This is a genomic window from [Clostridium] aerotolerans DSM 5434 (assembly GCF_000687555.1).
Lineage (GTDB): Bacteria > Bacillota > Clostridia > Lachnospirales > Lachnospiraceae > Lacrimispora > Lacrimispora aerotolerans.
The window spans coordinates 38,414-56,806 of sequence record NZ_JHWJ01000014.1; the positions used below are offsets into that span (position 1 = coordinate 38,414).

Genomic DNA, 18,393 nt, shown 5'->3' on the forward strand with positions numbered 1-18,393 from the left:
CATACCTTAATTTAATGTCAAAGCTTTAATCCGTAAGTCTTGGGATAATCATGTTCTCTTCCATCTCTTCCTCAGAAAGAAATGGAGATAAATCCTCAAGGGGAGGAGAAACCATGGTTCCATCTGGAAGCCGTTTTGCCGAAGACTTTGGTTCAAAATTCTGTTCCCTGCTTACAAATATCTCACAAATGACTGGTCCGTCCATGGAAAGAACTCTAGAAAGCGTTTCACCTAACTCACTGTTATGGTGAATGGATACATAGGGATAACCATAGGCAGCGGATAACTTCTCCATCTCAGGGAAGCTTAAATCCCTGCTGTCATCACCAACGCCTACCAACGGCTCTCCAAAGAAATTCTTCTGGGTCTGACGGATGGAATGGTATCCTCCGTTATTAATAAGGAATATCTTAATCGGCATCTTGTGATGGATAATGGTCTGCAGTTCCTGAATATTCATCTGGATACTTCCGTCACCGGTGATCAGGATAATATCTTCGGAGGAATCTGCCATGCAGGCACCAATGGCCGCCGGAAGATCATAGCCCATGGACGCCACGGCTGAGTTGGTAATAAATCTCTGGCCCTTTTTGATGATGCAGGCATGTCCTCCCACCACACAGGCAGATCCGTTTCCTACCACTGTGATCTGGTCTTCCTTAAGCCTTTCTCCCAGCTCCCTGATGAGCGCATATACATTGGTAAGCTCATGCTCGTCCTGTTTTAAATGCTTTGGAAGGACAACGGGATACTTTTCCTTCCACATGCGACAGGTCTCATTCCAGGTCATATCCTGAATTCCTTTGCCGCCTGAAAACAGAGGACTTTCCTCAGTCGCCTTATATTCCAGGTCAAGAACCTCTTCCAAAGCCCTGAGTAACTCTTTTACATCAGCATGAACCCGCATATCGGAATGAACCGACGGCTTTTTCAGTTCTTCCTGATCAATATCATTGACAATTACAAAGGCTTCTCTTGCCCATGTTTTATAATTATAGCCCACCTGACGAATGCTTAAGCGGCTGCCAAGGGACAATAAAAGATCGCTGTTTTGAATGGCAAAATTACCGGCCCTGTCTCCCATTCCGCCGCCTCGTCCTGTATAAAGGGGATGGGTATCCCAGATGCAGTCCTGGCTGTTCCAGCCTGTTACCACCGGAACTCCAAGTTTTTCTACCACACGAAGAAATGCTTCATGGGCCTGTCCAATGCGTATCCCATTACCCGCATTGATGACTGGACGTGTCGCGTTCTTAATCCTTTCAAGGATTTCCTTTGCTATTTCCCTTGTCACAGACTCTGGAAGGGTCTGGCGTTTTTCTCCTTGTCCTGCCTCATCTTCCTTTATCTTAGCACTAGTTTTCGTCAGCCAGCCGTCTCCGCCACGTTCATAATCTTCCGGAGAAAATCCTGCCAGTTCCTCTGTCTCAATATACGCTCCCTGGACATTTAGTGGAATGTCAAGCCAGGCAGGTCCCGGACGGCCGGAGCAGGCCAGATAAATGGCTTTTTCCAGGCAATACCGGATTCTCATTGGGTCAATGACCATCTCACTGTATTTGGTCATACAGTCCACGGCCTTTACAATATCAAATTCCTGGTCTCCCATGGCACGAATGTCAACCCCAGACCATCTGGCTGTGGTGTCAAAACGAACCTGACCGGACAAAATCAACATTGGAATGGAATCCAGCCAGCCTCCAAGCACACCGGTAATGGCGTTGGTCCCCCCGGGACCCGTAGTTACACAGACAGCAGCAAGCTCATTATGGATTCTTGTATACGCTTCTGCTGCTATGGCACACGCCTGCTCGTGGTGATTATAGAGACATCTTAACCCTTCCTGATGCCCAAGAGCATCATTTAAATGCATGGCACCTCCGCCTGTCACGGTAAATACCTGGGTGATCCCTGACTCGAAAAGCTTCTGGGAAATATAGTTGGATACTTTCATTCTCATGTTTCTTCGCTCCTTTTTGAAGGAATGTTTTTATCTGTCTGTGATTATACCACACCAACCTTTATTTTCCTATTAAAGTTTTCTTACTTTCTTAAACCTTGGGATCCACGGGAAACCCCTACACTTTCTCATGTTTTTTCTTATTATGTTATCTCCTTCCATATCTGCCATGAAACCTCACTATCTTTGAGACTTTTAAATAGGTTATAATCGCAGAGTAATGCAACTATGGATTTTCGGCCACGATATAACTTATTGCAAAAAAGGAGAGAACATATTTATGAAAAAGCACTTAAAATTGATGGCTGTATTATCCGCTGCCGGTGTTATAGCTGCCGCAGCTCCAGAGCTGGGTATTTTAAGCAACGCCACCACTGCTTTCGCGAAGGCAAATGGCTGGGTAGAAGAGAACGGTTCCTGGAAATTCTATGAAGAGGGCGACTACTATGCGACCGATTCCTGGAAGAAATACGGTGAGGATTGGTATTACTTAGACGAGAATGGCGAAATTGCAAAAGGTCAGGAAGTCGATGAATATTATGTAGACGACAGCGGAAAGAGAGTAACCAACTATTGGAATTCTGTTCAGAATGACAACTACTGGGACTCCCCTGACGCACCAGAAGTTTTCTGGCATTATTACGGAAAAGACGGCAAGGCTGTTGTATCCAAATGGCAGAAAATTAACGATCAGTGGTATTACTTTGACGAACAGGGTCAGATGCTCACTGGTAAAGTTGAGATCGAAGGCTCTACCTTCTATCTTGGTGATGAAAATGACGGTGCCAAGAAAACCGGTTGGTTTGAGCTTGACAGCGTAAAAGAGGATTCTGAGAAGCCTCTCTCCTGGTACTACTTTGATAAAGACGGCGTTATGGTAAAAGATCAGGTTGATAAGAAGATCAACGGTTCTTACTATACGTTCGTAAATGGAGAAATGCAGACTGGTTGGTACAAGCTTCCGGTTAATGCAACCCCATCTGAAGCGGCCGAAAATACAACTGACAACGCTGGATCTGCTGCAGGGTACCAGTACTATGATCCTGACAACGGAACAAGAGTTGATGGCTGGAGAGAAATCGAAGGTATCACAGGTGTTAGCGTAGAAGACGAGACTCATTGGTTCTTCTTTAAAGATGGCGCTCCATACTTTGCAAAAAAGGGAATCGCGTTATTTAACATTAACTCTCAGAAATATGGATTTAATACAAAAGGTGAAATGCAGACTGGTCTTAAAGTCGTTACTTTAGAAGACGGAAATGTTGCAAACTTCCACTTCTCCTCTAACGGTACTATGGATACAGGCAAGCAGACAATTTTTAACGAAACTTTAGATGAGAACGAGATCTGGTACTTCTATACCTCAGGTTCCAAAAAGGGACAGGGTTATACCGGAATCCTCGATAATACAGTGTATGAATACGGTTTAAGAAAAGAAGCATCTACTGATTTAAGAGTCGCTCCTGTTTCTCTTAACGGCGTAAATTACCTTGTAAACACAAGCGGAGTTCTTCAGACCGCATCTTCTACTTCCAAGTCTATCGTTAAACCAGAGCTTGGTGCAGGATACAGAGATTACAAGGATGCCAACGAAAAAGTATTTGTTGTCAACACAAACGGTATCATTCAGTAAGATAATCATTAAAAATAAATTACAAAAGATTCATCCGTTCAAATGAAAGAAGCCCGCACGCGCTATGCGTTGCGGGCTCTTTTTGTGCCTTTTCTATAATAATTATTAATTTTGATGAATTTGGCGTTACATTTTCCTTTAAAATACGTTATATATTATAGAAGTAGACTGTCTTTACTATAAATCAAGAAAAAAGGAGGAGACTAATGAGAGAATTGTCCGTGTACTACTGTTGTAAATGCGGTTACTATGGATATTATCAGCTTCAGCGCAATGCGGTTTGCCCTAAATGCAGGGTCCAGATGGCTCCGCTATCTATCAGCTACCAGGCCTTTATGGATCTTTCCTGCGAAGATAGGGATGAGTTGCTTTCCCAACATATAATTGATTCCTCTTCTCCTTATGTCCAACGCCTCTTGGCGCCACACAAGGAAAATAACAGTCGGGAAGTTATCGCCCGTATGGGAGACCGCATTACTGAATTAGAGATAGAGAACGAAAAACTGAATCAAACCATCGAATGGATGCATCAGACAATATGGGAACTCGTTCGCAAAAACAAAGGAATGGTTCCAGACGACAAAATAAACCCGGATCAAGGGATAGACCCCTGACAGGGATACTCCCGGGAGTGCCCGGCACTCCCCTGACTATCCCCTGTCAGGCAATCTTATCAACGCTTATGTACCGACCGAGTAATCTGTTGAGGGTTTGATTCAACCGTTCAATCACTCTATGGAGCTTCATATTCTCTTCCGTTAACCTTTCATTCTCAAGCTCTATAATCCGCAGCTTCTCAGCGTCTGTCATATAGAAAACCCTCCTTTTTTTCTGCTTTTCTAGTAACCACTATAAGCTGTTTCATACAGTTTGAAAAGCGAAATTAATCGCAAAATTCGACACGAATTTGTTTATTTTGTATAAATTATTATATTTTTTGATGTAAAAGTAGTCAAAGTACTATATGTATTGATGGTGCAAAGGTGATACACAAGATATGCTTTTGGGATTGTTATATTATTGTCGATAAATTATGTAGCAAATTTTGCTTTTTTCGAACTATATGAGACTATTTTGTATTTAATTAAACTTGATAAGATTTTAACTATAATTGAGGCATATCATTACTTCCACATTTACGCCTTAAAAGGTCTTAAACCGCAAACCTTTGAATGGGTGTTATGAGGCATATCTATCCTTGGAGATACCGGTTTGAAGATTAGGATTTTGGTATTGTTTTGTCATGGATGAGAGCTCTTTTTGTTGTAGTTCAGCACTTAGGAGCTATCTGTATCGATCTTAGGCATTTACCATATGCCACTATCTTATTGATTGTAGAGGTACATTTTTGTTAGATTGTATCAATTACCTCTTGCAAATGGGGTTGGTAGTATCCTGAGTTTTGTATGATATTTTTGTATAAGTATTTAATGACTCTCTAGTTAGATATTACGTATGCATTTATAAGATTACCCATTGGTTTTTTTCTAATTATTCTGTATGCTTATATATAATTTTAAGTATAGCAACTTTTAAGTGTGGACACAACTATGAATCGAATTTAACTGGATAAGAAGTGTGTAACTAACAATAAACGACATGAAATTTTTCTATTGTTTTAACTGTTTATTTAATTAAAATTATATATTTTTTTATGATGAATATAAAACAATAAGGTCAATTTTAAGGGAGTCAATTTATTGAGTAGAATATAATTTTTTAATGATGATTTGCTGTTTTTTCATGAGCTGTTTGAAGAAAGTGATAATAGATGAAACACCTGCAAAGTCTATTATACAGGATTTGAAGACCTCAAACAATCCCCATTTGCCAGAAATTTCTGTTGGGAGAATTAAGATGAACAAAATATGCCGGGAAAGTAGCACCTGACATAAACCGGAACCCTATTATACGTAAACCTTTTTATTCAGAATTTTATAATATTCTATGAATCACATGAAAACACCTCCAAACAGGACTAAAATTATTACGTCCTATTTGGAGGTTGAATATTACGAATTTAAGCTTTTATCCTGTGAAATTTTCATGCAGCTGATTCTTTCATTTGACAGGGCGCATATTGACAGCTTCTGCATGTTCACATTATAACATACGCTTACTGGTAGATTTACTGATGCACAAGCAAATTGGGTAATAATTTTATCTGCTCTCATTCGATATCTTTTGGAGGTTTAACGGATCCAGGCTCCATCAGCTCCTGTTTTATAGCCATCAGGCGTAACGGTGTTAATTAGCATGGATCCCATTTTCCCATCTGACTTTTCTTGGAAATAATACCATTTGCCGCTGATTTCCTGCCATCCGGTCATCATTCTCCCTTTATTGGTACCAGTATTAGGGTTTAGATAATAGACAATACCCTCATGCTGGAACCAGCCTGTTATGATATAGCCTTTAGGGTCAAAGAAATACCAACTGTCTGTTCCGTTCCAGCTGACGATTGCCCACCGGTTTATCGGCTGGCTTCCGTCCTTTGCAATCAGCTTCCAGCCGTTCTCATCTTCCACCCAAGTACCTTCTGCGCGATTATCATCTTTTGGATTTTTATAGCCTGGTGTAACGATATCATGACTGTCATCATCTGAGTCCTCATTTTTATATACATTCATGACACGGACCGTGAAAAGATCGGTAAACCGCTTTTCTTCCCCTCGTTTGTCCAGTCCATAATAAATGACTTTCACGTTCTGATTGCCCGCTGATGAAAAATCATAAATCAGATCGTATTCATCTTCTGTAAGAAGATTCTTTCTCACCGCATTGGAGGGGCTTGCCTTCCGATATTCTGTCACTTCAAGGCCGCCGGTATCCAGCTCCTCTCCCACGGTGTAAACTGTTTTCCTCGGCTTTTTGGTCACCTGTATTTTAGTCGTGTAATATTCTTCTTCTATGATTTCCTCTTTTACTGTGACCTTAAAGGAATCCGTAAAGGTTCTATCCTCCCCGTTTTCATCCCATTCACTATAGGTAACCATCACATCAGCCTTGCCTGGCTTTGAGAAATCATATTCCACTTCATACTGAGTATCGTTCATAACGGTTTCTCTTACTGCATTGCTTGGAGTTGCCTTCTCATAGCGGCGTACCTCCATTCCAGCCTGATCAAGAGTCTGGCTTACCTGGTATTCTGTTTTATCCGGCTTTCTTGTTACTTTGATTCCGGTGGTATGGTAAGGAGTTTCTTCCGGTGCATCTTCCTTTTCCTCATAGGCGGCCAGCCAGCTGATTACCGGATCACTGCTTCCCGTTTTCTTCACATGAAATTCGATGGTCTGATCTTTAGTTAGTTCAATGACTGCTTTTGAATTTAAAATGGTCTCCTCTGCCTTAGAAATAGTTACGGATCCCAATGTCTGTGTCATTTCCTGGCCGCTTTGGTCCTGGTAAACCACATAGGTTTCCATCGGACGATTGACATTCCACCATTCATAAAAACCGCTGCTAAACTGATATCTTCCTGCTTTTAATGGCAATCGGTATACGATTTCTTTTCCAGATTTCGCCCACCATCCGGTCTTACTCCTGCTGCCGCTGCCAGATCCCATTGAACCACCAAGAGCATTTGGATCCGTATATCCCCAGGAGCCTTCTTCATACTGCTTATCAGGCACTTCATTCTCAATGCCTACGGCATCCTTTACCATGGTGTAATAAGGGGATTCCTCCAGGGAATCAGCCCCTGAATCCACGAAGTAGACAAGATTCTTTGGAACTACCTCTACGGTCATAGATATCGGAATCTTTAGACTATCAACCACACCTTTGATTGTTACGGTGCTCCACAAGGTGCTAAAGGCTTCCTTGTTTGGATATTTCCATGTAACACTCCTTTCTTCTCCGTCTACCAGAACTGTTTCCGGTAATTCCGGCAATGTGTCTTTAGAGGTTACCACAGCAGAAGGCATTTCTACTCCGGCCTCCTTTGAAACGGCCAGCCAGCTGAGCAGATGAATCTTGGTATCTGCCTTTTTAATCCTCACCTCTACGACTCCGCTTGTTGGAATTTCAAGGGATTTAGTAAATGAAACATTTCCAGTGGAGGCGCTTACTGTGGAGGTTCCGAGTTCTGTTGTTTTCCATTCTCCATTTTCCGTCTGATATCTTATAGAGATGGCACTGGAATGAGTTTCGCTCCAATACGCCTGGGCTCCTACCATGAACCGGTACTTTCCGGCATCCATAGGGAGTTTATATACGATATCTGTGTCCTTAAAATTATCTACAAATAGCCCTGATTCATAAATACCGGTCCCATAGGAAACACTGTCACTGCTCTTTATGGAGATATTCCCATCTGGAACATAGCCCCAGGAGCCTTCTTCATATCTCTTATCTGCAGCCTGGTTTTTAAGAGGTACCGATTCGGCGACCAGATCATAAAAGGCTGAGTGACCAGCTTCTCCGCTGCTGTCTGTTACATGTTCCACGCCGCTGTCAATAAACCAATCAAGGCCATAAGGGATTACGACAGCCTTAATACTTGTTTTTAAGGTCGTATTTTTGATTTTACCCGTTATGGTTACTGTGTTCCATAAGGCTTCAAACTCTTTTTCGTTAATGATCCATTCAATCTCTTTCTGCGTTTCTTCTCCTGCTGCATTGACAACGGTAACCATTTCCGGGAGTTCAGGTGTACTGTTCTGAATGACAGAAATAGATTCTGGCAGATCTTTCACGGATATGACTGTGTCAGATGGTACTACACTTAAAAATGCATTTCTAAGTCTTATCCTGCTTTTATCAACTGTTTTTTGATCCTGTGGTTGATCGATAGTCTCTTCCGCATTCAAAAGGGCATTCTCAAGCTGCTCCAGCAAAGATTGTGGATATTTTTCTGGATCAAAGGTGTAATTCTTTATGTAGGTGGTAAGCTCTGTCAGCTCCTGGGTGCGAACCGGGATTTCTACATCAAATGGTTCCGTCAGCAGATTGATTCCGTCGACCTTTAAGGTTCCCTGAGTCACCTTGATGTTAACCGTATGGGGCTTATTTTCAAGATCTTCTCTCCAATAAGAAGTTTCCCTGTCTCCAGCTGCATTGGTTGCCGCTGTTTCCGCTACTTTCCCATCGATTGTTACTTCAATTGACGAAGCACCCGAATTGCCAAATAGATCAAATCCAATACCATTAGGGATCTCAAACTCCATGCTGCTGCCTGCTGGCATTGATGTGAAGCTTCTATTATAATAGGCAAATCCCTGACCAATGTTGTGGGTTACATTTCCATTCCAGGTAATAAGGGAAGAGGTGTCGTCAAGCTTGGCTGAGGCAAATGCTGTTTTTCCTTCCACTGGCATTACTTCAAGCTGATCAAAGCTGGTATTCCAGAAGCCGCTCATTAAAGTGATTCTTCCAGTCATGACCGGACTTGATGTGTCGGTAAAGCTTCCGGCTTCTTCCCCATCGAGATACATGGTAAGAACATTTTCGTCCGCTTTCAGCTGCAGCTTATGCCATATGGCGGCATCGAAGTTTTCTATTTTCCCTGACTTTTTCACAGTGTTGTATTTTAGCAGTTCCCATTTACCGCTGTCATAAATTTTAGCACGATAGGGAGCTCCGCTTGAGTGTACCACCTCTCGAACACCCAGGACTGCAAAATTATCTCCGTAGCCATTTCCTTTGGTGTCCAGCTTTACGTCAATTCCTGCGGTATAGTTGGCCCATCGGTGATCTCCCATAACAGTCCAAGGAATATTGGTGGTCTGACTGCTTTCATCGCTTCCGCTTCCCCATGGATTCCAATTGTAGGGACGGTTATCCCCATTGATTCTCTGGGTTAAAACATATCCGGTATCGTCTGATTTTGTGACCTCAAAAGCGCCTTCAATATCTGTGGTAAATAAGGGAGTCCCTCCCCTTTCCTCTACAAAGGAATCTTCATAATCAAAGTTATCCCGGTAAGGAAGGCTTAATACGGTTCGTTCTACTCCGGAGTCATTCTGGCCGCTTTCATAGACAGTGCCACGGTCAAGGAGACTTGTTAAGGTCATGACGGAGTAGGGCTTTACGGTTACTTCAATGGTAGAGGTTCCGTCTCCATTGTCCACTGGAGCAGCTTCTTTTGTTACGTTCTGGAACCAGTTGGCGTCAAAGGCTTCTCCTGTATCTGGTCCTCTTGTTTCCCATACATTATAGGGCTGGGAAAATGTTTTTAGGTTTTTCAGCTTGATGCGGTATTTTCTTTCTTTGGCTGTATTGTTGGCAAACATTACGGAGTAATCATCGGTTTCTGGATCCTTTACTGCCAGACGGGTATCTGTTGATGTATCTACCGTAATGTCACCGTCTCCAGTTGTACCGTCGCTATAGCAGGCTTCCGGTAAGTAGTTCCAGTCACTTTCTGCAAATTGCATGAAATGCTGAACCATCTGGATTCCTCCATCTGCTTCGTAATGGCCGGACCATGGGTCAAAGGCTCCAATCAACTGCTTAGGACTATAAGCACTTCCCTCATAAAAGGCTCCAATGGCAGGCTGGAATAAAAGCTCTGTCATGTGACTGGTGTAGCCGCTGCTATTTTTATAGGCATAGGCTGATATAAAGCGCTCTGCCATAGCTGCAATGCTTGCAGAACCGCCCACGCCTCCCCGGGCGGGATCTACGTTGGCTCTGTAATAAGCATTGATCATAGGAGCTGTAGACTCGCCATACCAGACCTCTTTTCCGTATTCCTGGTTTAGCTTCGTTAAGTCTGGGCTTCCCATCCAGATCTGATAGTGATCGGATATGACATCTACCAAGTCTCTTAGCTCTGCATCTTTCATCAGATAATCTACGGTCGTACTCATGCCACGGTATAAATCGGCCGCTACGATTTTTATTTCCCTGTAATCGAAGGCTCCGACTCCGTTAGCACCATCTTCGTTAAACCGCTTAGCACAATATTTAATCCAGGCAAAATCGTCGGGATAATCTTTTCTTCTTTCATTTTGTCCCGGACTTACTTCTGTGATTTTATAGCCGTAGGTTTCGTATACCGCATCAATGGTTTTGCGGTACCACTGGTATCTGGCTTCATATTTTGGCTTGTCATACTCTTCGTATCCAATGCCTTCTTGTGTCCATCTTGGCTCTCCCCATCGTAGTATTTCTACTGAGATGTCGGGGTTGATGGTTTTTGCGTCGGCGGCAAACACAAAGCCAGCGCCACGTTTTACATTGGGAGACTCGTCAGGGGAACGCATGGTGGCTGGTTCGGTTCCTGAGGATGAGTTTACGTCGGCACCCATTTCTATTTTTACATGGTTTAAGCCGGCGCCTTTTTCTTTGTCAAAAAGGAGAGTCATCATTTCCCAGTATTTATCTTCGTGGAGGGCTTTGTAGTCCATTAAGAGTCTGGAGGTGTTATTGCAGGTTACGGAACCGAAGCCGCCGAAGGTGTTGGCTTTATCGATTTGGGTTCCGTCCAGGGTGACTGGGATGTGGCTGTCTATTGGAAGGTCCTTATCTGTTTTGATGATGGTGAAGCCGGAAAGAACGGCTTCCTGGGTGCTTGTAGAGCTTTTTTGAAAGGATAAGGTGACTTCCTGGCTGGATGTTATGGTGAAGCTGCCTTGGGCTGTGTCTATGTTTCTGCCGTTTCCTAATTCGGCAGTGTCAAGGAGATCGGTTTTCGTTTGGCCGTCTTTATCTTTGTAGGTGACTTTCATGTCTACCGATCGCTGCATTGACCACCATTCGGCAAATTCTCCGGATACAAGATAGGTTCCCGGGTCTAGAGGGAGCTTGTAGGTGATTGCTTTGCCTGCTTTGGCGTAATAACCGGTTTTTCCTTTGGTGTCTTTTAGGGGGGTGTATTCACCCTTGGCAGACATGTCTGTGTTAAGTACGCTGGTGTATCCCCAGGAACCGGCGGTGTAAGCCTGGTCGGGGACTGTGTTTTTTAGGGTTGATGTGTTTCCATTTTCTTTGAAGCGTTTGTAATCTGCTGAGGAATCTGGTGATGGTATGTTGGAATCCACCAGATATATTACTTGCTCAGGCACTGCTAGAATGGATGCCTTCTCCTGTTGTCCATTCTCTTTTATGGTGCCGGTTACATTTACTGTGCTTCCTGCGTTGTTAAAGGATCCGTTGTTGTTGATCTCCCAGGTGATTTCCTTAGGAGTTTGGATGGATGCCCCTTCTGCTACACAGTTTACAATGGAGGGCAGTTGTTCGATGGAAGATGCCTTGGTGGGTATCTCTCCTGCCTGAATTGTATACTGGGCTGCATATCCTTCCAGTAATCCGGTTCCCGGGAAGCCAGTTGCTACCATTCCGGTGCTGAGTAGCAGGCAGATGGACTTCCGGGCTAATTTTTTAATTCCCAATTTTCGTTCCTCCCCAATGTTGATTTGATAAATTGGATTTGAGCTCATTTTTTGTGATTTGATGGTTTGTGTTGTACAAGTCAAGGTTTTGTACTATTTTTGATTCATTTAGCTTTGTGTTATGTTTTTATAAATGAGCTTGTTGCAAAATTTATTACAGGATAATCTATGTGTTAGTGGACTTTTAGATTTCAGAGAGTATATAATCCCTTCTCCTGCAATTTATCTGTATATATTAATTGCCTCCTTTCTGGTCACATATTATTTTATCAGTACATTAGGGCATTTTACATGTAATTAATTACGAGGGCCAGAGAAATACTGGTGAAATTTTACAGGATTTTTAAGTGAGACTTAATCAGAATGTTCTTTATATGCATTTTTTATTTATTTCTTGTAATTTATTATAAATAGTTTTCTAAAAAGTAATTATCAAATAAGTTGGTGTATAGAAAAACAGACAGCCTCTGTTTATAATTAAGGCTGTCTGTTAACGGCAAAGTTTTTGAATCATAGGATCCCATGGCATATATTCTTCCAGTTATTCTGGATATTCAAGTAATGAAGTTCCGGGAATATCGCTGAGAATGAACTTTATATACTTCCATGGATTTAATCCATTGGCCTTGGCTGTTTCAATTAAAGTATAGATACCCGCACTTGCTTCTGCTCCTTTGGGACTTTCTGAGAATAGCCAGTTCTTCCAGCCAATTGTAAATGGACGGATAATATTCTCTGCCAGATTGTTTGATATGCTGCAGTTGCCATCAAGAAGATAATTCATCAGTCCTTCTTTTAGGTTATTCGCATACTGAAAGGCTTTGCCCAGTCTGGAACTCGCAAGGACATTCGATGAGGTCTCTTTTACTCCCGACCAAAAAGCATCAAGTACATGCTTTTCCTGTACCAGCCGCTGTTACTTCCGTCCTGCTGGGGATAGAACTTCCAGTTTTTTGTCAATCTCAAAAAGCTGATTGATATATCTGACTGCCTGGGCTGGAATGGTTGCTTCCGGGCTGTCGACCTCCTTGGGAAATGCTTCAATAAGATATCTCCTCAGATGAGTCCAGCAGATGCACCGGGTAATACCGGATACTTTTTCATAACCTTTGTAAGCATCGGTATGAATGAATCCATGGCATCCCTTTAAATATTTCTGGGGATATGTTCCGCTCCACCCTGGCTGATAAACAAACTGGCGGACTGGTCGCCCGAAGTTTTTGATAGAGCAGTACACCCACATATAAGAATCCATTGTATTTTTTCAATCCGGTTCATTCATGACCTGTACCGGCGTTTCATCGAAGTGAAGGTATTGCTGCTCTAACAGTTTTTATGAAGAAGACCAACCACCGACGAAAGCCAGTCCCGGTAACTGTTAAGGATCCAGTTTGACATTGTTGCAAGGCTTAAGGCTACTCCCAGGTTTCCCCATTCCTTTTCCTGACGGTATAAAGGAACAGCCAACTCATACTTTTGATGAATAACCCATGCAACCGCTCCGGAGGAAGCATAGGACTGCTGGATGACCGGATAAGGCATTGGGTATTTCTCCATATATTCTTTTCCTTCTTTACGGCACATTCTGCATTCAAAGGTCTCACGGCAATAATCTATGACACGCACGCTAGCAGGAATGAATTCAATCTCTGTACGGACGAATTCTTCCCCAACAGATACAAGGGGAGTGCCGCAAGTCTCACAGAAACGGTTTTCTTCCGCAAGCGTGCAGAGTTTCTTTTCATGAGGGAGATCCTCTAACAGTCCTTCCTTTTGCCCTTTATGCTTCCGTTGGCGATAGGAGGCAACGTCTTTTAAATCTGGTTCTGCAGCCTTCTAATCTGCTGAAGCCTTTGCGTCCACAGAACAAAAACAAGCTATTGGAAAAAGAATCAAATCTGAAGTTTTGCTGTACAATGGCGGATAGACCATCAATGGATTTGCGCATATCCGTATAACCACAGGCAAGAAAGATATGTTCTGCCATTGAAATATCGCCTAACATAGATGTCTGATGGTACGAAGGGTATTTTCGATTGCTTCCTGGTCCGCACCATTCTGGATTTCCAGAGTTGTATTTCCAAGTCTAATAATGACAGCGGTTGATGAGCTGAAATTGGCATTTGTATGAGGAACTTCAGCAAACATAGAGGGCTGGAAAGAAACATTTGGAACTTTAGGTTTTCTTTTAGCAGGAATTGCATCAAACGCTTCGTGCTTGATCTTGCGAAGCCAGTAATAATAGGACTTTATACTGACATCATGAGCGGTGCACCAATCAGACACTTTCTGAGTGCTTGCCCTGCATTCCCCAATCCGTTCAATTCAAAGGCTGAATTTCTGGGAATAAGTTGCTACGGGTAAGTGATCCATAGATAAATCTCCAATCCCTTAAGGTACTTAAATTCCTTAAGACTTTTAGAATTAGAGACATTATCTCACAATTAAAAGTAAAAAAATATACACCGACATATTTGACGCTTACACTATACACGTACTTATTAGACACTTACCTTACGTTTTACCCAACACCCCCAAAAGCACTTTTATAATACAAAAATGGACAAGAACCAATGAAAAATGGCCTTGCCCATAAATAACAATAATATTTTATATCAACTATTTAAGTTTAAAAGGACTAAGAAACGGTCTACTGATTCACTTTGAAGCGCCTCTCTCTACTTAGCTAATTCAAACATAACCAAAATTTTTAAAAAATATAAGTCTTATTACGCAACTTATACATTATTATATCATTATATAACCTAATATTCTTTTTCCCAAGTCATTTACATATTCTATATCTCTTTTGATTTTACTAAACCTAGAACCACCGCAATTACCTACAAATATTACTTCATCAAACTCATTTATTTTTTGTAATGTTACAATTCTTTTTCCCATATAAATACCACAGTCTATCTTTGCACTAGGCATCTTTTCTTGTAATTTACTAGTTATATCATTTAATATCTCTTCTTCAATATCTCCAGTAAGAAATATAGACATTGGCTTTAGTGAAAAGTTGTTTATATTAGTTGCAATTATGTCATAAAACAACTCTTTGGACACCTTATCTATCCCCTCTAATTTATCCAACCATTTATCTATAAAGCAGAAAAATTTATTATGATTATCCATGCCTAACGCCCCTATAAACCTTAATCCAAATTTCTCCTTTAATTCTCTATCAGTAACCAACCTATCACCTTTTATAAATATTAAGCATATTCCAAATATGCTTAATAAAGTTCCCACAACAAAGCCTATTACTCCGTATTTTAATACTTCCTTGATACTTAACATTACTGATAGTTCAATAGGGCCTTGTGGTTTTTTTAAATCATTAAGAGCTTTATTGGTAACATCCAAATTTTGTGTCGCATCCACCAAATCTTTAATACTTTGCTTTTGATAATCTGCCAATGATTGATCTATCACAACACCTGAATCCTTATTTAATATAGATACAGTATGTTGTCCTAGGCTTTTTTCAATTATTGGAATGATAGAATTAATATTTTTTAATAATTCTAATAAAATATCATATGCTCCCTCTTGATCTATATAAGATACAGTAATATTATACATATTACTATCATAATCTGCAGTGATCTTGATTAACTCACTAAAATAAGTCAAATCTATTCCCTTAAGTTTTGCTAATTCTAAGAGAGTATCATTAGTATTTAATGCAGATACATACGCTTTTACGATACCATCAGCATAGTCTACAGAAGTTACATTTACTGAATTTACACCTGCCTCTTCAGGTACCTTTATAAAAACATCTGCTGATGCAACACCTTTTCTATATGGATCTATTTTCAAAAGAATTGAATTATCTCTGTATTTTTCTAAATAGCTTTTTCTATCTGCCAAATCTTTAAGATCTTTTTCTAATTCATACTTTTTATTTTTATATTTAATTTGATCCTGCTGTTTCTGCTCCTTCAAATCTAGAATATATGATTGATTTCTCTGAACAAAAAATATTTTGCCAGCCTTATACCCCCCAGCAAATACTGATATAGCAAGTGAAAAGAGCACTACAAAACGCCACTTTCTTAGGAAAAAAAATGTTAGATCCTTAAAATTAAGTTCCTCATCTTTTATATAATTATTCATATTTTTTATACCGTGTACTAGACTTAATACACGTATATTCCTCCTTCTACAAAAATAAAAAAGATTAATATTTCTAGATTTGTTTAATAAACTTACATGATCTTTTGCTTATATAATTTTAACCTAGTAATTAAAATACGCCAAATGCATTTATAAATAATTATCATTCAAATCTTTTTATGTAAATAAAACTTTATTATAAAACTTAGTCTAGCCTTTATTATTTCTATAAATCTAAGTTATTTAGATGATAAGTTGGTACAATATAGGTAACAGCCTCTTTTATACTATCAGAATCCCTATTAGCTATAGTATAAAGTTCTTTTAATTGGTTTTCAAAATGATCATGGTCAAAATCTAATGGCTTACCTATGTATATTGACTTGTTCGGCGTCTCTCTTAATCCTTCTTCATCCATAAGTATTTCTTCATATAATTTCTCACCTGGCCTTAATCCTGTAAATTCAATCTTAATATCTTCTCCTGCCTCATAACCTGATAATTTTATAAGATTTTTAGCTAAATCAACAATTTTAACTGGTTCTCCCATATTTAGGACAAAAATTTCCCCTCCTTCTGCATAAGCTCCTGCTTGTAAAACAAGAGAAACTGCTTCTGGTATAGTCATAAAATATCTTATTATATCAGGATGGGTAACAGTCACAGGTCCACCTTGTTCAATTTGTTTTTTAAATAAGGGGATTACTGATCCATTAGATCCAAGAACATTACCAAACCTTACAGCAACAAATCTTGTGCGAGACCGTTTAGCCATCATTTGAATGATCATTTCGCACATGCGTTTAGAAGCTCCCATAATATTTGTTGGATTAACAGCCTTATCTGTTGAAATAAGTACAAAACGTTCTACTCCGAAGCGATCAGCTGCCTGTGCAGTCTTGTAGGTTCCAAATACATTATTTTTTATTGCTTCATTAGGACTATCCTCCATTAAAGGTACATGTTTATGAGCTGCTGCATGAAAAACTATACTGGGTTTATATTTTTCAAAGATGGAGTTTACTCTATTACTATTTCTAACCGATCCGATTAGATACTCAATATCAATATCTTTATATTTTGTATTTAATTCTTGTTGTAGATCATATATATTATTTTCATAAACATCAAATAAGATCAATTTTTTAGGATTATGATTTACAATTTGTCTACAAAGTTCTGAACCGATAGAACCTCCTCCTCCTGTAACCAATATCGTTTTTCCTTCTATATATCCCATAATTTCATCGAGATTAGTTTTGATTTGCTCCCGGCCAAGAAGATCCTCTATTTCAACATTTCTTAATTGCGAGACCGAAACTTCTCCATTAACCAATTGATACATACCTGGAAGAACCTTTACATCAGCCCTAGTTACTTTACAAATTTTAATTATTTCTTTCCTTTCATTAGCAGAAACAGAAGGCATAGCTATATAGATATCATTAATATTAAATCTCTCAACTAAATCAGGAATGGCATCTCTATTACCATATACTTTAACACCATTAAGTATCTCTCCCACCTTATATTCACTATCATCTATGAAACATATTACCCTGCCTTTTGTATATTGACTATTTCGAACCTCTTTAAGCAATGCAGTTCCAGCACTCCCTGCACCAACTATCATTATTCTTCTCTTGTCATTAATACCCTTTAATTGTAGGTCAAGGCTCTTTAATGCTCTATAAGAAAATCTCAATAACATCTCAAATCCAATAACAGATACAAAACAAATGGCAAAGTAACTCCTAGGAAGACTTAATTGTAACATAGTTACAATGGCAACTTGCACTAAACTCGCCATAAAACAAGCAGTAAAAATATATATGCTTTCTCTAAAGCCTGCCATTGACCATAGAATAGAATATAAATGCATTAACCAAAAAATAAATATTGTAGACAATATATAAAAAGGTATTATCTTAATAATTGCCATAATATATTCATTAGGTATATTCGCAATATTAAAATCGAAACGTACCCATACCCCTAGAAAAGAACTGGCAACTATTATTAATATATCGAATATTAAATACATAATCTTTCTAAAGTTTCTATGTCTAGCACTCAAATCACTAAGATGTGTCATTTAACTTTTCCCCTTTTATAATCTTATCAGCTAATATAAATATATATTAATAACAGTATTCCTATAATAGTTTCCTAAATGTTACTCATCAAGTTTTTTAATATAAATACTTCTTAATTCAACTGTAATTAATAGAATTAAGAATATCTAGATCAGTTATTACAATCAAATATCAAAATAAGAAATAGCAAAAAGGAGAGTAATTGATGGAACTTTCTATTAAAACACTTAACAGTATTTA

Annotated in this window: 9 protein-coding genes and 1 pseudogene; 2 read left to right on the plus strand and 8 right to left on the minus strand. The window is 39.7% G+C overall.

Going from position 1 to position 18,393, the window contains the following annotated elements:
* Window positions 1-25: 25 nt before the first annotated feature.
* Window positions 26-1,960, minus strand: coding sequence for a thiamine pyrophosphate-binding protein (locus T546_RS0117260; RefSeq protein ID WP_026892697.1), 1,935 nt, complete (start codon window positions 1,958-1,960; stop codon window positions 26-28).
* Window positions 1,961-2,240: 280 nt separating this feature from the next.
* On the opposite strand from T546_RS0117260, the gene T546_RS0117265 reads away from it, so the two are divergent.
* Together T546_RS0117265 and T546_RS0117270 are read left to right on the plus strand one after the other, a co-directional pair.
* Complete coding sequence (locus tag T546_RS0117265; RefSeq protein WP_026892698.1) at window positions 2,241-3,593, plus strand: cell wall-binding protein; 1,353 nt, start codon at window positions 2,241-2,243, stop codon at window positions 3,591-3,593.
* Window positions 3,594-3,799: 206 nt separating this feature from the next.
* Window positions 3,800-4,207 (plus strand): hypothetical protein, encoded by a 408-nt coding sequence (locus T546_RS0117270; RefSeq protein WP_026892699.1) that lies wholly within the window; start codon window positions 3,800-3,802, stop codon window positions 4,205-4,207.
* Window positions 4,208-4,253: 46 nt separating this feature from the next.
* Here T546_RS0117270 and T546_RS25590 read toward each other — a convergent pair whose 3' ends face one another.
* From T546_RS25590 to T546_RS0117315, 7 genes and pseudogenes are all read right to left on the minus strand, one after another.
* Window positions 4,254-4,403 carry a hypothetical protein gene (locus T546_RS25590; RefSeq protein ID WP_166429831.1) on the minus strand — a complete coding sequence of 50 codons (150 nt, stop codon included), beginning with the start codon at window positions 4,401-4,403 and terminating at the stop codon, window positions 4,254-4,256.
* A 1,382-nt stretch (window positions 4,404-5,785) separates the two neighbouring features.
* Complete coding sequence (locus tag T546_RS24730) at window positions 5,786-11,929, minus strand: bacterial Ig-like domain-containing protein (protein WP_051629930.1); 6,144 nt, start codon at window positions 11,927-11,929, stop codon at window positions 5,786-5,788.
* Window positions 11,930-12,470: 541 nt separating this feature from the next.
* Window positions 12,471-13,765: pseudogene (gene tnpC, locus T546_RS26485) on the minus strand (IS66 family transposase); the annotation flags it as partial.
* On the minus strand, window positions 13,710-13,934 hold the full coding sequence (gene tnpB / locus T546_RS23880) for an IS66 family insertion sequence element accessory protein TnpB (protein ID WP_408643064.1): 225 nt from the start codon (window positions 13,932-13,934) through the stop codon (window positions 13,710-13,712). The gene tnpB and the pseudogene tnpC, both read right to left, overlap by 56 nt.
* Complete coding sequence (tnpA, locus tag T546_RS0117305; protein WP_408643066.1) at window positions 13,928-14,254, minus strand: IS66 family insertion sequence element accessory protein TnpA; 327 nt, start codon at window positions 14,252-14,254, stop codon at window positions 13,928-13,930. The genes tnpB and tnpA overlap by 7 nt, the downstream gene beginning before the upstream one ends.
* A gap of 423 nt (window positions 14,255-14,677) precedes the next feature.
* Window positions 14,678-16,057, minus strand: a complete 1,380-nt coding sequence (locus T546_RS0117310) for a hypothetical protein (RefSeq protein ID WP_026892704.1) — start codon at window positions 16,055-16,057, stop codon at window positions 14,678-14,680.
* A gap of 226 nt (window positions 16,058-16,283) precedes the next feature.
* Complete coding sequence (locus T546_RS0117315; protein WP_026892705.1) at window positions 16,284-18,152, minus strand: polysaccharide biosynthesis protein; 1,869 nt, start codon at window positions 18,150-18,152, stop codon at window positions 16,284-16,286.
* Window positions 18,153-18,393: the final 241 nt, after the last annotated feature.